Raw genomic sequence first — 16465 nt, 5'->3', positions numbered from 1 at the left:
TCCCCTAGCTATCGCTCGATAATGCTCGGGGAGATACTACGCCGTGACGAGGTCACAACAACTGCACGTTGCTCAGTTTCCACTCGCCGTCCTCGCGGACCAGCGACAGTTGCATGCGGTTGCGGTCGATCCTCGGATCCGGGGAGTTGGTGTTCGTAATCGTCTGATCGAGGAAAACGAGCACCTCGGCATTGTCCCGGTCGCTGCTCGCCAGCCCGGCAGAAATGATCTGAGCGGACGAGGTCGCCTGATACTGCACGATCATGTTCTGCAGATTAGCGGCCACCTGGGCGTACTGGCCGGCAAACTCGCCGACGGAGTTGTCGCGCACCACGGAGAGGTTCTGATCGAGGTTCTGGAAGTTGTACGTCGCAAGATCAGTGGCGAATTGCCGTCCGCTGTCCAGTGCGCTGGTGCGGGCGTCTTCGTCGATCGATCTCTGCCAGGTCGCGAAGGCGCCCCAGCCGAGCGCCGCTACGACGACCAAGGCGCCGGCAACGATCAGCAGGGTCTGCTTGCGAAGGCGCGTGGGCTTCTCGACGACTGTGGGTGTTGGACTCTCGGAGATCTGGGGCTCGGGTGTCTCGGACTGGGGTGTCTCGGTCATTGCGTTCCTTGTACTAGTAGTGCGGCAAACGAGTTGTCACCGAGAACGGTGTTCTGACCACCGTTGAGGCCCAGACGAATCGACGTTCCGTCACCGGCTGCAACCGTGCCGAGGGCAGGATCGTATTCGGCAACCCCGTCGATCGTTCCAGTTCCGGTGGGGGCGTTCTGTGAGCCGCGATTCTGGATCCGGCCCGACTGGTCCGCGCAGTGTTGGTTCTTGTCGAGCGTGGTCGGTGAGGTGTCCTGTACCGATCGCCGGGGCGTGTCGTAGATACAAACCGGACCCAGTGCTGTGATCAGATCAAGCTGAGCGCGTCCGTCTTCGACGATACTTCCGAACTTCTCGAAACCTTTGGGTACCACCACCAACAAGGCATCGACCGCGGGCATCCGTGCGGTGACGATCTGAGTGGAGACGAGAGAATTGGCCAACAGAAGACTGAACGGCTCGCGGCTCTGTTCGATGAGAGGCAGTATCTGATTGTCGAGAACGCTCGGGCTTCGATCGAGGAGAGTGCGCAGTTGCGGATCGGAGTTTCGTACCTGATCTGTCAATTGGCGAAGTGTGAGTGCAACTTCGGGAAGAGCGTCGATATTCTCCTCGTTCGCAGCAAACAATGAGCGCGAGTTCTCGACGAGCGTGTTGACACGGGGCTGATCGGCTTGAACGGTGCGCGCAAGCACGTCGAAGTTGTCGACGAGCGCTTGTAGATCCGGACCCAATCCGTTCAATCCCTCGCCGAGTTCGTGCGAGAGTGTCCGTAGGTCTGCCGGATCGACAGTGTCGGCAGCAGCGTTGAAGTTCGCGATCACGGTTCCCAACGCGACCGGGATCGACGTGCGCTCAGTCGGAACAACTGAGCCTTCATGCAGATACGGGCCGCCGTCGGTCTGCGAAGTCAACTGAACTTTCAGTACCGGGACTGCGGTGTCCTGGCTGATGGCCGCATGCGAATCGTCGGGGATCTGTTGGTCGGCGGCGATGCTCAGCGTCATCACGACGAGGTCCCGGGCAGAGTCAACCTCCACCGACTCGACGTCGCCGACGGTGACTCCGCGATAGGCCACTTCCGAACCCGGAGCGATTCCAGCCGCGTTCTCCAATTCGACGGTGACCGAGAATGTTCCGGTGAAGGGATCTCCAGCACCTACTTGTCGGAGCACATACGTCGTGCTGACCACCGCGATGAGGAGAAAGGCGACGATCTCGAAATAGACGGTTCGGTTCTTCATCGCGTTCCTCCTTGCAGGGGTGTCGTGATCGGCAGTTCCCGATCGGAGGCGGGCAGAGGTGGCAGTGGCGGTGCGGCGCCCGGAATTATCTCGTTGAGCACTCCGGTCACGGTGCCCTCGACATCGACGTCGAGGTCGATGTTCACGTAATCACCCGGGCTGGCGCGCTCGAGGAGCACTCTCGCATTGTCCAGGTTGGCCATCGTCTCACCCAGTGTCGGGCCCATTGCCGAGAACTGGTCGAGGATAGGTGACAGACGTCCGGTTATCTCTGATATCTGGTCGGCCGACTGGTCGAGTACGGAATTGGTTGCGGTACTGAGTCTGTCGGTTTCGTCGAGTAGATCGAGGAGCGGTTGTCGTTGGTCGGCGATCACGCCCAATGCGGGTGTGAGTGTGCGCAAGCCTTCGTCGATGGTGGCGCTCTCGTCGCCGATGAGAGCGCTCAGCCGATTCAGCGAGTCCAGCGCCGAGTTGATCGATTCCTTTCGGTCTTCGAGTGTCCCGAGAAAAGTGTCCAGGCGCCCAAGTAGATCGCGGATCGTCTCTTCCCTGCCGTCGAGAATCTGATCAGCCTCGCTCACGATGGTCTTGACCTGTGCCAACCCACTGCCGTTCAACAAAGTTCCGACGGCGCCGAGTAGTTGTGCGACGTCGGGTCCGCGGACGGTCTCCGAACGCTCGATGGTGGAACCTGGTACGAGCATGGGGCCGGTTGAATCGACCGGAACTTCGAGGTTGACGAACGCATCGCCGATCGGGGTGGACAACTCGATCCGAGCGCGGGTGCCGGTGGGTAGTTCGATATCGGATTCGATCTCGGTATGTACCACGGCTGCAAAGGTTTCCGCGCTCATCGACGTGACTCTGCCGACCACTGCCTGACCGATACGCACCTCGCCGCCGACGGGAAGCAATGACGCATCGACGAATTCCATGTTCAGCGGGTACGACTCTCCCGGCAGAGAGCGCCCGAGAGGGAGGTGCTGGAAGTTGAGACTGCAGCCGGTCAAAGGCGCCGCGATGGCGAGTGCCACGACAACGCTCACTACGGACTTGTTCGACGCCATCAGTTGCCCCCACCGAGGATGCGTGCCAGGTCGGAGCTGCCTACCGAGGGAAATTCGATGGGATTGACGATTCCGGGCCCTGTGCACAGCGGAATCGGCATCTTCTCGCACAGTTCTCGTGTCGTGTCGAACTGTGAGAGATCGGTGGCGACGTTCAACCGTGCTCTGGCTCGGCCTTCTTCGGTGACGAGGTTGGAAACGTTCTCGAATCCCGTTGGTGCCGTTTCAATGATCTCGCGCAATTGGTCCTGTTTGGTCGCGACTGCGCCGGCCAACTGTGCAAGCGTACCCAGATCGGCGGTGACCGCCTCGCCGTGTTCGGCGAGTAGCGCTGAGACCTGTCCGAGCAACGTGGTCAGGGAATCGAGCGCCCCGCTGATGTCTTCTCGCTGGGTACCGAACGCGCGTGCCGTGACGGTCACCGAGTTCGACAGCGAGTCGACCTGGGTCTGGTTGTCCGCGATCAACTGCACGAGGGTGTTCAGGTTCTTCACCAGTTCGGAGATGTCAGGACTCGCGCCGGCCAGTACCGAACTGGCCTGTGAGATGGACTGCACGGCATCGTTGAATGCTTGCCCGTTGCCGTCCAACGCGTGAGCGCCTTCTCCGATGAGGTCACCGATCCCACCGCCGTCGGCGCCAGGGCCGAGCGCGACCGTCAGTTCGTTCACCGATGCGGTCAGCTGGTCCCATGTCAGCGGGGAGTGAGTTCGTTCGAGAGGGATCACTGCGCCGTCCGCGAGGAATTCACCGTCCTCGTATCCGGGGCCGAGTTCGATTGTGCGGTCACTGATGACCGAGGGAGAAAGGACCCAGGCCTGCGCGTCGGCCGGTATACGTGTTCCGGATGGCAGGCTCAGCGCCACTCGAACCCGGGAGCCTTCCGGCGTGACGCTCTCGACCCTTCCGCTGGGAACTCCCAGAATCGTCACCGTGTTACCGGTGAAGATTGCGTCGGTCGAGGTGAATTCGGCGGTGAGAGTGAGTCGGTGTTCGTCACGCGTGACGAACAGGACGGCACCGATCGCGCAGATCACTATCGCTGCCAGCACGGCGAGTTTCTTGACGGTCGTGGTCATCGGCACCCCTGAACGAGCCCGACGACGCACAACCAGTTGTCCGGGATGAGTGTGGAGGGTGAGTTGAGATCGAGCCAGTTGCCGTTGCCGGTCGCGTTCGTGACGTACCGAACGCTGGGTGCGAAGTTGTCGAGCAGCGTGGTCAGTGATTGTTCGTTCTCGGAAAGAACTCCCGTCACCTCGTGGATGTCTCCCATGACCGAGTCGAGCAATGCCTGGTTGTCACCCAGGAACTGGGCAAGTGTGGTGCTCAACTGATTGAGGTCTTGTACAAGCGCATTCAGCACATCTCGCCGGTCGGCGATCGTGGCCATCACCAGGTCAGCATTTCCCAGAAGGGTTTCCAGAGTGTCCTTCTGCTCGAGCAGTGTTGCGGTCGTCTGCTGCGCTCCGGTGAGAAGGGAACGGAGCGCAACGTCGTTGTCGTTGACTACTCCGGAGAGTGCGTCGATTCCCTCGAGCGAGCGGCGAATGAGCTCGGGATCGTCCGGTGAGTTGTCGGACACCACGGTCAGCATATTTCGCAGTTGTTGCAGATCAAGGTTTTCCGAAGTGGTTTGTGCTCCTCGCCCGAGATCGTCGAGAGTGAACGGAACACTCGTGTTCTCGATGGGAATGGTCGAACCTCCGGGTAGCGAGCGCGATCCGTTCGGAGTGATGTCGAGCGAGCGTCGGCCGAGCAGAGTCGAGATCTTGATGTCCGCACGGGAGTCTTCGCCGAGTGTGACGCCGTCGTCGAGTCGGAAGGTGACTTCAACGGAGTTGCCGCTGACCGCCAACGAGGTGACCACCCCGCTCGGGACTCCTGCGACGTTGACCGGATCGTCCTGCGTCAATCCGGTGGCGTTGGCAAAGACGGCGTGATACTCGTTGGTCTTGACCTTCAAGATCAGTTGAGGGACAACGAGTGCGGCCAGAACTACACAGACTCCGACGAGAATGCAGATGATTCCGTTGCGGACCGGGTTCTTGACGGTGAGCCAGTTCATCGGCACACCGCCGAACGCTCGGGGCCGCCGAGAGTCACCGACTGGTCCAGCGCGCTGAGTCGGAAGTTGCAGATGTAGATGTTCGCCCAGCTTCCGTAGCTCATCGCGATCCCCAACTGGGTGAACAATTGATCGAACGCGGTGATACCGGTCGCCAGCGACTCACGATTGTCGACGACGACCCGAGCCGATTGATCGACGGAAGTCAGCGCGCCAGCCAACTCGGGTTCCACGCGCGTCACGAGGTCCTGAAGGGAAGAAGTCAGGGAACCCGCGGAATCAACTGCGGCCGAGATCTGTTGGCGGTCCTGTGCCAAACCGCCGACCAGTGTGTCGAGCGTGTTGATCATCTCGACGAAGTTGGGTCGATTCGTCGTGGTGACGGTGAGTACCCGGTCGAGGTTGGTCAGTAGTTGGTCCAATATCGCGTCTCGGGACGTCAAGTTCTCGGTGACGGCAACAGTGCGCTCCAGCAGGCTTTCGATGGTGGAACCTTGTCCTTGGAATACCTGGACGACGTGTGCGGCAAGCTCGTTGACTTCGGTGGGGTCGAGCGCGTCGAACAGAGGACGGAAGCCGCCGAGGATGTCGGTGAGGTCGATCGCGGGCTGAGTCTGTTCGACGGGAATGGTGGCCCCGGGGGAGAGGTAATTGCCGGTTGCGCCCCCGTCTTGCCCTGGTTCGATCGAGATCGTCCGTGCCCCCAACAGATCCGCGTACCTCACCACCGCCCGACCGCCGGTCGGAATACGTTGTGTGGATTCGAGTTCGAAGCCGACGACGGCTTGGTTGTTCACCAACTCGACGCTGTCGACGCGCCCGACTCGGACTCCGGCGATCTGGACATCACTGCCGGTGACCAGACCGGACGCATTAACGAAGACAGCCTGGTACTGCGAGCTCGACCCGGAGACGGGGTTGATCAGGGTGCTCACCACGACGACGGTGGCGAGAATAGACAGTGCGGCAAACAATCCGAACCTGATCAGAGATTTCTTCACGCTCATCTGCCCACCACCGTCGTGCCGCGAAATACCGGCCCCGCCACGAGAGTATCCAAAGCTGTACCGCCCTGGGTGATAGCTGAGATCAGGGATCGTTCGGCAGGGCTGCCAACCGGGCCGACGGTTCCGCCGAACGCGGTCGCGGAGGCCGGACAGTTGGGGCCGCGAGTCCCGTCGTATTGCGGGCAGTCGGTCTTTCCGTACGGATACAGATCTGTGACAGACAACCGTAGGTCGGTGCTGAGCCACGGACCGTGGGCCAACGCGGGCGGAAGATTGATCGTGAGATTGCGCAGGCCGTTGTAGAAGGTGGTGATGTGGTCTGGCCGCGAAGTGATTGCACCGGTGAGGGAATCGGCGTCGTCGATCAAGGTGATCATGCGGTCACGATTGTCACCGATCAGACTTGTGGCGGCAGATCCCGTGCTGGTGCCCGCCCGCAGAAGCCCCGCCAATCCGTCGGATTTCTCGATGACGGTCTTGGATGTGGTGATGGAGTTCTCGAATGCGGCGAGCATGTCGGGCGCACTCGTCGAGAGACTGTCGGCGAGCGTGGCTATGTCGTCGAGGTCGTCACCGAGTCCGTCGATGACGGGCTGCGCACCGACCAACGCTTGGTGGACTGAATCGAGAGACTCACCGATCTGGTTTCCCTTGCCGCTCATCGCATCCGAGACTGCCGTGAGCGCCACGTTGATGTCGGCGGGGTCGAGGGAAGAAACGAGCGAGTAGATCCGTGAGATCGATTGGTAGAGCTGGACCGCGACTTCGGACTGATCTGATGCCAACTCGGTACCCGGCGCGAGAGCAGGACCGCGCGAGAGACCGTCAGGTTGAATCAGGTCCACGAAGAAGTCGCCGAAGATGTTGCGGGGCATCAGCCGCACCTGACTTGTCGACGGTATGTCCTCGAATGCACCCTCGTCGATTGCGAGTGAGATGGTGGAAGCGGTGGTGCCAGGCTCGATATCGGCGACCGAACCGACGACGACGCCGCGGTACTGAACCGAGGATCCGACTCGCAGCGCACCGGCGCTGGCAGGGACGACAGCACTGACCTGCGGTGTGGAACTGAACGTGTCCGTGCCCCTGCTGAACAAGAAGACGTAGGCGACGATCAGCAGGACTATCGCAAGTAAACCACGCAGTGCCAGTGCAATTCGACTGGTGCCCGTGACGATCATCCGGTCAACCCGGGCACCTGAGGTTTGAGTCCCCAGAGCGCGATGGTCATGGCGACGTCGGTGAAGGCCAGGAAGACGATGCTGGTGCGCAGCGCTCGCCCGGCTGCTCGCCCGACGCCTTCAGGTCCGCCCGTCGCGGTATAACCGTAGTAGCAGTGCACGAGGGTCACGACGACCGCGAATACCATGACTTTTATCAACGACAACCAGATGTCGTTGGGAGAGAGGAAAAGACTGAAGTAGTAGCCGTATGTTCCCTCCGACTGGCCTTTGACCCGGATCACCGCAAGCGCCGTTGCCATGTACGAAGCAAACAGGCCGACCAGGTACAGCGGGACCACCGCGATGAGCGCCGCGATCATTCGGGTGGTGACCAGGTATCGCAGCGAGGGAATCGCCATGACTTCGAGTGCGTCGATTTCCTCGGAGATCCGCATGGCTCCGAGTTGCGCGGTGAATCCAGTTCCGACCTTGGCAGCCAAGGTGATTGCGGCAACGAGTGGTGCGACCTCACGAGTATTCGCGATGGCGGACATCACGCCGGACAGCGGTGCGAGGCCGACGAGGTTGAGTCCGCGGTAGCCCTCGAGTCCGATCTGGGAACCTGCGAAGAACGAGATCGCGAAGATCACGACGACGCTGCCGCCGCCGGCGAGCAGGGTGCCCGAACCGAATGCCACCTGGGCGACGAGACGGGCGACTTCACGCCAATATCGCTTGAGGGTTGCCGGAATCGAGGTGATGACACGCGCGTGGAACGTGAACTGATCGCCGAGTCGACTCAGACCGTCGACGGTGCGCGAACTGGCCCGCTTGGCACGAATTGCGATGGGCAGGTGCATCAGTAGGCACCCTTCATCGAGACGAACAGCGGGTAGAACTGGGTAATTGCGAGGTTGGCGACGAACACGAGAACGAACGAGAGCACGACGGTCTCGTTGACGGCATCGCCGACGCCTTGGGCTCCACGCTTGACGGTCAGGCCTTTGTAGCAGGCCACGATTCCCGAGATGAGCGCAAAGGCAACGGCTTTGATGCCGGAGACGACGAAATTGCTGGGCTGACTGAATTGAACGAGATTGCGCAGGAAGCTCTGGGCGTTGCCGTCGAGGATCAGGACGTGCACGAAGAGGCTTGCGCCCAAACCGATTACGAGAACAATCGAGTTCAGGAGAAGGCAGACGACGGCGATGGCGATCATCCGCGGGACGACCAGGCGTTCGAGTACCGGCAGTCCCAGCACTTCGAGCGCATCGATCTCTTCGCGGATCGTGCGCGCTCCCAAATCTGCGCAGATTGCGGAACCGCCGACGCCGGCGATGATCAGGGCGCAGACCAGCGGTCCGGCCTGTCCGATGATGAGGAACGCGACGACTGCACCGCTGTATGAACCCGCGCCGATTTGGTCTGCGAGCGAACCGATCTGGAGAGCTACGCCCACGCCGAGGGGAATCATCACCAGTGCCGAAGCGACCGAGGTGACGTGGGCGAGAAACCACATCTGGTCGAGCGCTTCACGCCAGGCGAGGCGCTTGTGTCGCAGAGTTGTGAAAGCGGCGACGCATACGCGAACGGTGAAGGTGAACAGCAGTCCGATCTCGGACAGCAGGTTCGAGAACATGTTCGTCTTGGCGGGGGAGGCAGGCGTTGCGTCCCCGGTTGTTCCAACTTCAGTGCTCACGCCATCCCCCTTTCCGGCCGAATCGTTCTGGTCGGGTTTCTTCGATCACACTCGGAAGGTCGAAGTGCTCCAGGTCACGTCCCGAGACGGTATCAGGAAACTGACTCTGAAGTAAGTTCCAATTCGGGCACGCCATCACAAGGCGTGAATGTGGACGCGGAGCTTCCGTTTGCGTCTACGCAACCTTCCCGGCGAGAGTCCGAAATGCGACGGGTGCACAATGAGTGAATGCCACGATCAAGCCCCATTTCCGCTTGGAAGTCCCTTCGCGAAGGCAACGAGCGATTTGTCAACGACGCGTCCATTCACCCCAGCCAGGGAATCGCCGATCGCGCGAAGCTCGTCGATGGGCAGCACCCCACCGCGGTGCTGTTCGGTTGCGGTGATTCACGCGTAGCCGCCGAGATCATCTTCGATCAGGGCCTCGGCGACATGTTCGTCGTGCGCACGGCAGGTCATGTGCTCGACGATTCGGTGCTCGGTTCGATCGAGTACGCCGTTCACGTGCTCAACGTGCCGCTCATCGTCGTCCTCGGGCACGACGGCTGCGGTGCCGTGAAGGCAACGCTCGACGCCCTGGACAAGGGTGCGGTTCCCGACGGCTTCATCCGCAGCGTGGTCGAGCGCGTTGCTCCGTCCATCCTGATGGGCCGCAACGAAGGCTTGTCCACCGTCGACGAACTCGAAGGTCGTCACGTCGTGGAGACCGGCTCGTTGATCATGCAGAGGTCGCGGATCATCGCCGACAAGGTGGACAAGGGTGCGTGCGCGATCGTCGGCGTCACGTACACATTGTCCGACGGTCACATGCGTGTTCAGGGCGCTGTCGGCGACATCGGCGAGAGCGTCGAGGGTTAGATCTTCCGGGGCAGTGATCCCTGGCACCGGACAATGGGCACCGACACGCCGTCTCAGCTGACGGTTAGTCGACCCTGAGCCAACTACCGTTGAGTCCGTGTTGGAACCGAATGGACCACTGCCCCCTGAGATCTACTGGCGTCGCCGGGCGCTGGCCATTGGTGCCGCCGTTATTGCGCTGGCGTTGATCATCTGGGCGGCGTCCGCCCTCTTCGGCGGTGGAAGTGACACCCCGGAGGCCGATTCGGCCGCTGCGAGTTCCTCGCTGACAACAGACGTCTCCTTCACCCCCAACCCTTCCGGATCCAACGCACCGGACGGTGGCGGTGGCTCGGGTGGCGGTGCTGCCGGTGGTTCGGGCGGCTCGGGCACGCAGGCTTCGGGATCTTCTTCTTCGTCGTCTTCGTCTTCGTCGACCACCGGGGCTCCGGTCCCGGCCGGTCAGTGTGCCGACTCGTCGCTGGCAGTCAAGGCAACCGCAGACAAGGCGACCTTTGCTCCCGGCGAAGAGCCGTCGTTCACGATCGTCATCACCAACATCGGTTCGGCACCCTGCGATCGAGATCTGGCGGGCGGCCTTCAGCAGGTGCTCGTCTACAGCATCGACGGCAAGACCCGTCTGTGGTCCAACGTCGACTGCTACCCGCAGCCCGCAGCCGACGTGCGCAATCTCGCTCCGGGTGAGCAAGCCGCGTTCAAGGTCGCCTGGTCGGCAACGACGTCGACCCCCGAGTGCGCGACCGCGCAGAACCCCGAGCGCAATCCGGTGGGCGCAGGCGCGTACACGGTTGTCGGTCAGCTCGGCGCACTGCGAAGCTCTCCGGAGCCGTTCAACATCGCGTGAGAGCGAGCCTGACCGGGCCCGCTAGTTGAACGATCCGGTGATCGAGGTTTCCGCGAGCCGGGAAAGTCCTTCACGGATGTGACGGGCCCACAGCCCGCCGATGCCCTCGACCGACTGCAGATCGGCGGCCGTAGCGGCCAGCAGCGACTGAAGAGTGCCGAAGGATCCGACCAACCGGTGGATCTGATGGAACTGCAATCGAGGCACCCTCATCAGCACGCGGTATCCGCGAGGGGTCATCGGAGTGTCGAGTGCTTCGATCGTGCCCGGATAACCGAGAACCCGCGCAAGTGTCGTGAGATCGAGGAGGTCGGCGTCGGTGACGCGATCGAGTGCAACGAGGACGTTGTCCATCGCCGCGGTGCCGATCGGTTCGGGACCGGCCAGGTAGTCCCGAACGATCAGTTGGCGTGCAATGTCGTTGTCGCCGACCAGTTCTTCGAGCTGCAATGCAAGCTGGCGACCGTCGGTGCCGAGCTCGAGGACGTCCTGCTCGATCTCGATCGACACACGGCGAACCATTTCGAGCCGCTGCACGACTGTCAACGCGTCGCGCAGGGTCACGAAATCCTCGATCTCGACGACCGACAGTTGCCGTGTCACTTCGTCGAGTCGCGCTTTGTATCGTTCGAGCGTGGCGACGGCCTGGTTGGCACGCGAAAGTATGGTGGCCGATCCGTCGATGACATGCCGGATACCGCCGACGTACACACTGACGATCGACATCGACTGGCTGACCGAGACCACGGGATAGCCGGTTTGAATTGCCGTGCGCTCGGCGGCGCGGTGCCTGGTACCGGATTCGACGGTGGGAATCTTGTGATCGGGAACGAGCTGGACGTTGGCACGCACGATGCGTGTGCCGTCGGTCGAGAGGACGACCGCGCCGTCCATCTTCGAGAGTTCACGCAAGCGAGTCGGGGCGAACTCCACGTCCAGATTGAATCCGCCGTCACACAGCGCTTCCATCTCCTCGTCGTATCCGAGGACGATCAGCGCGCCGGTACGACCGCGAAGTATACGTTCGAGCCCGTCTCGCAGCGCGGTACCCGGCGCCAACCTGGCGATGGTCTCTCGCAATGCCGACGACGACTGTGTGTCCGCCATCGCACTGATCATTGAGAAACTCCCTGCTGAGGTCGATGTCACTTCGGTCGGGTCCGATGCCTGCGCCGGACTGATCCCCGTTTAGATTACCTATCCATGAGTAGTACCTGGACCCTGCCTGACGACCTGACCCTCCCGGAGCCGACCGAATTCTTTCCGGCCGCCGGCGAGAAGCTGCCTCAGCACTGGTCGAAATGCTTCGGCTGCGGCGACGACCAGCCTGCGGGAATGGCGATGAGTTTCAGGGCCGGTAACGGGCTGGAAGTGACCGGTCGTCTGGAGGTCGCCAAGAAGTATCAGGGCGGTCCGGGTGTCATTCACGGCGGCATTCTGTCGACGGCTTTCGACGAGGCTCAGGGCATGGCATGCATGGCGCTCGGCTCGCCGGTGGTGACCGGGCACCTCGAGATCGACTTCGCCCGACCGATCCCGTTGGGATCGGTGCTCGAATTCCGGGCTCGCATCGACGGGGTTTTGCGCCGCAAGGTCTACACCAGCGCGGAAGCAGTGATCGTCGAAGGTCCGACAGCGGATCCGGACACGGTGGTGGGAACCTCCCGAGGACTGTTCCTGACCATCACCCCGGAACACTTCGCCAAGACCAAGGAGTTCGTGGACGGCGAACCGACTTCTCCGTTCGGCACCTCGTCGGTCTGACGCGGTAGTCGGACGCAGGTCGGTCATTTCACCGGAGTGAGCTTGGGGCGAGACGGGGCTTGTTTGCCGCCCATCAATCCGGCATAGGCGAGTGCCTCGGCCAGGTTCGCTACTTCGTTGACGCGCATGCCGGGAATGTTCGGGCCGGAATCGACCGGCACGATGGCGCTGGTGAATCCCAATCGGGCAGCTTCGATCAGCCGCCGGTTGACGCCGGCAACTCGTCGAACCTCTCCGGCGAGTCCGACCTCTCCGAGGATGACGAGCCCTTTGGGGACGGGTTTGGCTTTCACCGCGGAAGCGACCGCTATGGCGAGAGCCAGATCGGCACCCGGCTCGGTCATTCGCATACCGCCGACGGTCGCGGCGTAGACGTCGGCCTTCGAGATCGACACTCCGACGCGGCGCTCCAACACGGCCAGAACCATGGCCACACGGGCGGTGTCGAGCCCGCTGACGGCTCGGCGAGGTGTCGGTAGAGGCGTGGCGGCGACGAGGGCCTGAACTTCACCGAGTAGAGGTCGCTTACCGTCCATCATCACTGTGACGGCAGTGCCTTCCACGGCTTCTTCACGGTGATGCAGGAACAGGCCGGACGGATCGCTGATCTCGTTGATGCCCTGCTCGCTGAGTTCGAAGCATCCCACTTCGTCGGCCGCACCGAATCTGTTCTTGACGCCGCGGACCATGCGCAGGGTGGAGTGCTTGTCACCTTCGAAGTGCAGAACCACGTCCACGAGATGCTCGAGCGAGCGCGGACCGGCGACGGCGCCGTCCTTGGTGACGTGGCCGATCAGAAGCACCGGGATTCCGCTGGCCTTTGCCAGGGAGGTCAGGGCGCTGGTGACGGCCTTGACCTGAGTCACGCCGCCGACGACTCCGTCGACGTCGGCAGCAAGCATCGTCTGTACCGAGTCGACGATGACCAGGGTCGGCTTGACCTGCTCGATGTGGCCGAGAATGGTCGCGAGATCGGATTCTGCCGCCAGATACATCCGTTCGTGGACAGAGTTGGTGCGATCTGCCCGAAGTCGAACCTGACCGGCAGACTCCTCGCCCGTGACGTACAAGGCTCGATCATCCGCGCTGCGCATCGCCCAGCGGTAGACGACCTCGAGAAGTAGCGTGGATTTTCCGACACCGGGTTCTCCGGCGAGCAGAACCACCGAACCAGGTACGACGCCACCGCCGAGTACACGGTCCAACTCGCCGATCCCGGTGGGCTTGGCCTGCGTCGAGGTGCTGTCGATCTGTGTCAACGGTGTGGCCGGCGTCGTCGGTAGCACGGCGCTTGATCCCGCTTTTGCGAGTGAGGCGCCGGCGCGGCTGGCGACGGGTGCCACTACAGCGACCTCGGTCATCGAGCCCCACGAATCGCAGTCCGGACATCTACCGACCCATTTGGGCACTACCGACTGGCATTCGGAGCAGCGGTAGTTCGATTTCACTTTGGCCACCGGGACAGACTAGAGGCGGGGTCCGACATGGACCCCGCCTCTAGTTCAGTACTGAAGTTGTTCTGCGAAGCGCAATGTGCGCCTTGGTGATTCGGGGCTCAGTGCCCGGCTTCTGCAACGTCAGGCGACTTGTCCGACTCGTTGCGCTCGAGCTGCGGGCCGGCGTCGACAGGCACGTCGACGGTGACCGAACCGGCCTTCTCGAACTTGAAGGTGATCGGGACGGTCAGGCCCGGGCGAACGCCCGCCTTGATGTCCTGGAGTACGACGAGAGTGAGCGCAGCGGGTGCGTCGTCGTTCTCTTCGTTGTTCTTGATCTGGGTCTCGGCCTCGGTCGCGGCACCTTCGCCTGCGGGCAACTGGCCGGCCTGCAGCGACGTCTGCGGCTTGATCGTCAGGCCGCCGACCTCTTCACCTGCGACGACGCGTGCTGCGTAGTCGGTGGTGATGCTGACGAGCTTGTCCGTGGTCTCGGCGCTGTCGTTCACGATGCTGAAGGCGAGCACGGCGTTGCCGCCCGGCTCGATGCTGTACTCCTCGGACGAGGGGTAAGCGATGTGCACGTTGCGCAGTGCGATCTCACCGAGGTCGGCGCTGTTGCCGTTCACGGCGGCCTGCTGGACGGCGGTCTGGCTCACCTGTCCGGAACCGCAAGCGGACAGCGCGATGGCTGCGCCTGCAGCCAGTGCAATGGCGGTAGCGACTCGACGAGTCGGCTTACGGATAGCAGTCACGATTTGTCCTCCACGGCGTCAGGTTCGCACTCCACTAGGCAGAGTAGTAGATAAGGTCCCGCGGGCTGGCCGTCGGGTAGCCACAACGGTTGTCTGCGTGGGCTTTCAGTCGGTTACGCAGGGGTGCTCCAGACCAGTTGAATGCACGTACAACAAGCCCTGTCAACCCCTACGCTCGAGCAAGGATGCCCCTGACCTGCACAGTTGATGAGTGGTCGGTTCTTTCACGTGTTAAACTAGTGGAATCGAAAGGGGCACGGGACACATGATTTTCAAGGTCGGAGACACCGTCGTATACCCCCATCACGGTGCGGCGCTGATCGAAGCTATCGAAACCCGCACCATCAAGGGTGAGCAGAAGGAATACCTGGTTCTGAAGGTCGCTCAAGGCGATCTCACAGTACGGGTTCCTGCAGACAACGCAGAGTACGTCGGAGTTCGTGACGTGGTCGGCCAAGAAGGCCTCGACAAGGTTTTCCAGGTTCTGCGAGCACCGCACACCGAAGAGCCCACCAACTGGTCTCGTCGATACAAGGCAAATCTCGAGAAGCTTGCCTCAGGTGACGTGAACAAGGTTGCAGAAGTCGTACGTGACCTGTGGCGTCGTGAGCAGGACCGCGGACTTTCCGCTGGTGAGAAGCGCATGCTCGCCAAGGCTCGTCAGATTCTCGTCGGAGAGCTCGCGCTCGCCGAGGGCACTGACACCGAGAAGGCAGAGAACATTCTCGACGAGGTCCTCGCGGCCGCGTCCTGACTGCAACACAACAAAGCTGACAGTGGCAGTAGTAGCCCTGGTACCTGCCGCAGGTCGGGGAGTGCGATTGGGTGAGAAAGTGCCCAAGGCATTTGTCGAACTCGGTGGGTGCACCATGCTTGCACGCGCGGTCGATGGACTCCGGAAATCCGGGGCGATCGACCGCGTTGTTGTCATTGTGCCGCCTGAGCTGGTCGAATCCGTCGTAGCCGACCTCGGTCGTGCAGCGGACGTCGACGTCGTCGGCGGTGGTGACGAAAGAACCGATTCGGTTCGTGCCGGCCTCAGTGCGGCAGGCGACGCAGATTTTGTTCTCGTGCACGACGCTGCGCGGGCCTTGACACCGCCGGAGTTGATCGCGCGCGTCGTCGACACCCTCCGAGCGGGCAGCTCCGCGGTCATCCCGGTACTCCCGGTTACCGACACGATCAAGTCGGTCGACGTGCTCGGCGCAGTCACCGGTACGCCTCTGCGTTCGGAGCTGCGTGCGGTGCAAACTCCTCAGGGCTTCTCCACCGACGTCCTGCGCAGTGCGTACGAAGCCGGTGACGTCGCCGCGACCGACGACGCCGCTCTGGTCGAGCGTCTCGGTGTCTCGGTACAGACGATTCCCGGCGATGCTCTCGCCTTCAAGATCACCACTCCGCTCGACCTGGTCCTGGCACGGGCGCTCCTGAGCTCGGAGACAGAGTTGAGCGCGGATTCACAGGACGGAAATTAGATGCGCGTCGGTCTCGGCACGGATGTTCATCCCATCGAGGTCGGTCGTCCTTGCTGGATGGCCGGGTTGCTGTTCGAGGAAGCAGACGGGTGCTCGGGCCATTCGGACGGCGACGTAGCCGTCCACGCTCTGTGTGACGCGTTGCTCTCTGCGGCGGGCCTCGGTGACCTCGGTTCGGTTTTCGGCACCGGCAGGCCCGAATGGGACGGCGTGAGCGGCGCTCGAATGCTTGCCGAGGTTCGCAGACTGCTCGAAGAGAACCAGTTCACCGTCGGCAACGCAGCGGTACAGGTCATCGGCAACCGGCCGAAGATCGGGCCGCGACGCGACGAGGCACAGAGGGTGCTCTCGGACATCCTCGGCGCACCTGTTTCGGTGTCCGCGACCACTACGGACGGCCTCGGCTTGACCGGTCGCGGCGAGGGGATCGCCGCCATGGCCACCGCGTTGGTCATGACAACCGAACACGACAGGTAAGATCGCT

General features: G+C 62.2%; 18 protein-coding genes. 6 read left to right on the top strand and 12 right to left on the bottom strand.

What is annotated here, in order from left to right; all coding sequences use genetic code 11:
• Positions 1 to 52: 52 nt before the first annotated feature.
• Genes DBV08_RS22845 through DBV08_RS22805 form a run of 9 tightly spaced genes read right to left on the bottom strand, consistent with a single transcriptional unit; the run spans position 53 to position 8849 of the window.
• Positions 53 to 607: a hypothetical protein gene (locus tag DBV08_RS22845; RefSeq protein ID WP_124568927.1), complete on the bottom strand. Its 555-nt coding sequence runs from the start codon at positions 605 to 607 to the stop codon at positions 53 to 55.
• The gene (locus tag DBV08_RS22840) at positions 604 to 1842 is read right to left on the bottom strand and encodes an MlaD family protein (protein WP_124568926.1); all 1239 of its coding nucleotides are present in this window, start codon (positions 1840 to 1842) and stop codon (positions 604 to 606) included. The genes DBV08_RS22845 and DBV08_RS22840 overlap by 4 nt, the downstream gene beginning before the upstream one ends.
• A complete protein-coding gene (locus tag DBV08_RS22835; RefSeq protein WP_124568925.1) occupies positions 1839 to 2912 on the bottom strand; it encodes an MCE family protein in 1074 nt (357 codons plus the stop codon). Before DBV08_RS22835 ends, DBV08_RS22840 begins: the two co-directional genes overlap by 4 nt.
• On the bottom strand, positions 2912 to 3991 hold the full coding sequence (locus tag DBV08_RS22830; protein ID WP_124568924.1) for an MCE family protein: 1080 nt from the start codon (positions 3989 to 3991) through the stop codon (positions 2912 to 2914). Before DBV08_RS22830 ends, DBV08_RS22835 begins: the two co-directional genes overlap by 1 nt.
• Positions 3988 to 4980, bottom strand: a complete 993-nt coding sequence (locus DBV08_RS22825) for an MCE family protein (protein WP_260395714.1) — start codon at positions 4978 to 4980, stop codon at positions 3988 to 3990. The genes DBV08_RS22830 and DBV08_RS22825 overlap by 4 nt, the downstream gene beginning before the upstream one ends.
• Positions 4977 to 5987, bottom strand: coding sequence for an MCE family protein (locus tag DBV08_RS22820; protein ID WP_124568922.1), 1011 nt, complete (start codon positions 5985 to 5987; stop codon positions 4977 to 4979). The genes DBV08_RS22825 and DBV08_RS22820 overlap by 4 nt, the downstream gene beginning before the upstream one ends.
• Positions 5984 to 7168 carry an MCE family protein gene (locus DBV08_RS22815; RefSeq protein WP_124568921.1) on the bottom strand — a complete coding sequence of 395 codons (1185 nt, stop codon included), beginning with the start codon at positions 7166 to 7168 and terminating at the stop codon, positions 5984 to 5986. The genes DBV08_RS22820 and DBV08_RS22815 overlap by 4 nt, the downstream gene beginning before the upstream one ends.
• On the bottom strand, positions 7165 to 8010 hold the full coding sequence (locus tag DBV08_RS22810) for an ABC transporter permease (protein ID WP_020906104.1): 846 nt from the start codon (positions 8008 to 8010) through the stop codon (positions 7165 to 7167). Before DBV08_RS22810 ends, DBV08_RS22815 begins: the two co-directional genes overlap by 4 nt.
• Positions 8010 to 8849 (bottom strand): ABC transporter permease, encoded by an 840-nt coding sequence (locus DBV08_RS22805; protein ID WP_260395713.1) that lies wholly within the window; start codon positions 8847 to 8849, stop codon positions 8010 to 8012. Before DBV08_RS22805 ends, DBV08_RS22810 begins: the two co-directional genes overlap by 1 nt.
• 228 nt (positions 8850 to 9077) lie before the next feature.
• Here DBV08_RS22805 and DBV08_RS22800 point away from each other — a divergent pair, with 228 nt between their 5' ends.
• Both DBV08_RS22800 and DBV08_RS22795 read left to right on the top strand, forming a co-directional pair.
• Complete coding sequence (locus DBV08_RS22800; RefSeq protein ID WP_124568919.1) at positions 9078 to 9707, top strand: carbonic anhydrase; 630 nt, start codon at positions 9078 to 9080, stop codon at positions 9705 to 9707.
• A gap of 97 nt (positions 9708 to 9804) precedes the next feature.
• The gene (locus DBV08_RS22795; protein ID WP_124568918.1) at positions 9805 to 10551 is read left to right on the top strand and encodes a DUF4232 domain-containing protein; all 747 of its coding nucleotides are present in this window, start codon (positions 9805 to 9807) and stop codon (positions 10549 to 10551) included.
• Positions 10552 to 10572: 21 nt separating this feature from the next.
• On the opposite strand, the gene disA is transcribed toward DBV08_RS22795, so the two are convergent.
• Entirely contained in the window at positions 10573 to 11658 is a 1086-nt protein-coding gene (gene disA, locus DBV08_RS22790) for a DNA integrity scanning diadenylate cyclase DisA (protein WP_024487741.1), read from the bottom strand.
• A 96-nt stretch (positions 11659 to 11754) separates the two neighbouring features.
• On the opposite strand from disA, the gene DBV08_RS22785 reads away from it, so the two are divergent.
• Positions 11755 to 12315: a PaaI family thioesterase gene (locus DBV08_RS22785; RefSeq protein WP_095970886.1), complete on the top strand. Its 561-nt coding sequence runs from the start codon at positions 11755 to 11757 to the stop codon at positions 12313 to 12315.
• 23 nt (positions 12316 to 12338) lie between these two features.
• Here the strand turns inward: DBV08_RS22785 and radA are convergent, their stop codons facing one another.
• Both radA and DBV08_RS22775 read right to left on the bottom strand, forming a co-directional pair.
• On the bottom strand, positions 12339 to 13772 hold the full coding sequence (radA, locus tag DBV08_RS22780) for a DNA repair protein RadA (protein WP_003945739.1): 1434 nt from the start codon (positions 13770 to 13772) through the stop codon (positions 12339 to 12341).
• Between the two features lie 98 nt (positions 13773 to 13870).
• Positions 13871 to 14506, bottom strand: a complete 636-nt coding sequence (locus DBV08_RS22775; RefSeq protein ID WP_095970887.1) for a copper chaperone PCu(A)C — start codon at positions 14504 to 14506, stop codon at positions 13871 to 13873.
• A gap of 265 nt (positions 14507 to 14771) precedes the next feature.
• Here DBV08_RS22775 and carD point away from each other — a divergent pair, with 265 nt between their 5' ends.
• The 3 genes from carD to ispF are packed head-to-tail and all read left to right on the top strand — an operon-like array spanning position 14772 to position 16458.
• Positions 14772 to 15260, top strand: coding sequence for an RNA polymerase-binding transcription factor CarD (gene carD, locus DBV08_RS22770; RefSeq protein ID WP_124568917.1), 489 nt, complete (start codon positions 14772 to 14774; stop codon positions 15258 to 15260).
• Between the two features lie 22 nt (positions 15261 to 15282).
• The gene (ispD, locus tag DBV08_RS22765) at positions 15283 to 15981 is read left to right on the top strand and encodes a 2-C-methyl-D-erythritol 4-phosphate cytidylyltransferase (protein WP_124568916.1); all 699 of its coding nucleotides are present in this window, start codon (positions 15283 to 15285) and stop codon (positions 15979 to 15981) included.
• Positions 15982 to 16458 carry a 2-C-methyl-D-erythritol 2,4-cyclodiphosphate synthase gene (ispF, locus tag DBV08_RS22760; RefSeq protein WP_095970889.1) on the top strand — a complete coding sequence of 159 codons (477 nt, stop codon included), beginning with the start codon at positions 15982 to 15984 and terminating at the stop codon, positions 16456 to 16458. It abuts the gene before it with no gap.
• Positions 16459 to 16465 lie beyond the last annotated feature (7 nt).

Origin of the sequence: Rhodococcus sp. KBW08 (assembly GCF_003852455.1) — a bacterium.
In the GTDB taxonomy this organism is placed as follows: domain Bacteria; phylum Actinomycetota; class Actinomycetes; order Mycobacteriales; family Mycobacteriaceae; genus Rhodococcus_F; species Rhodococcus_F baikonurensis.
Note: the sequence above shows the minus strand (reverse complement) of the source record. Positions and strands in the feature narration are given on the sequence as shown.

What these genes read in the sequence shown, in the direction of transcription:
- DBV08_RS22845 (WP_124568927.1), bottom strand. Translation starts at nt 607, where the DNA reads ATGACCGAGACACCCCAGTCCGAGACACCCGAGCCCCAGATCTCCGAG.
- DBV08_RS22840 (WP_124568926.1), bottom strand. Translation starts at nt 1,842, where the DNA reads ATGAAGAACCGAACCGTCTATTTCGAGATCGTCGCCTTTCTCCTCATC.
- DBV08_RS22835 (WP_124568925.1), bottom strand. Translation starts at nt 2,912, where the DNA reads ATGGCGTCGAACAAGTCCGTAGTGAGCGTTGTCGTGGCACTCGCCATC.
- DBV08_RS22830 (WP_124568924.1), bottom strand. Translation starts at nt 3,991, where the DNA reads ATGACCACGACCGTCAAGAAACTCGCCGTGCTGGCAGCGATAGTGATC.
- DBV08_RS22825 (WP_260395714.1), bottom strand. Translation starts at nt 4,980, where the DNA reads ATGAACTGGCTCACCGTCAAGAACCCGGTCCGCAACGGAATCATCTGC.
- DBV08_RS22820 (WP_124568922.1), bottom strand. Translation starts at nt 5,987, where the DNA reads ATGAGCGTGAAGAAATCTCTGATCAGGTTCGGATTGTTTGCCGCACTG.
- DBV08_RS22815 (WP_124568921.1), bottom strand. Translation starts at nt 7,168, where the DNA reads ATGATCGTCACGGGCACCAGTCGAATTGCACTGGCACTGCGTGGTTTA.
- DBV08_RS22810 (WP_020906104.1), bottom strand. Translation starts at nt 8,010, where the DNA reads ATGCACCTGCCCATCGCAATTCGTGCCAAGCGGGCCAGTTCGCGCACC.
- DBV08_RS22800 (WP_124568919.1), top strand. Translation starts at nt 9,078, where the DNA reads ATGCCACGATCAAGCCCCATTTCCGCTTGGAAGTCCCTTCGCGAAGGC.
- disA (WP_024487741.1), bottom strand. Translation starts at nt 11,658, where the DNA reads ATGGCGGACACACAGTCGTCGTCGGCATTGCGAGAGACCATCGCCAGG.
- DBV08_RS22785 (WP_095970886.1), top strand. Translation starts at nt 11,755, where the DNA reads ATGAGTAGTACCTGGACCCTGCCTGACGACCTGACCCTCCCGGAGCCG.
- carD (WP_124568917.1), top strand. Translation starts at nt 14,772, where the DNA reads ATGATTTTCAAGGTCGGAGACACCGTCGTATACCCCCATCACGGTGCG.
- ispF (WP_095970889.1), top strand. Translation starts at nt 15,982, where the DNA reads ATGCGCGTCGGTCTCGGCACGGATGTTCATCCCATCGAGGTCGGTCGT.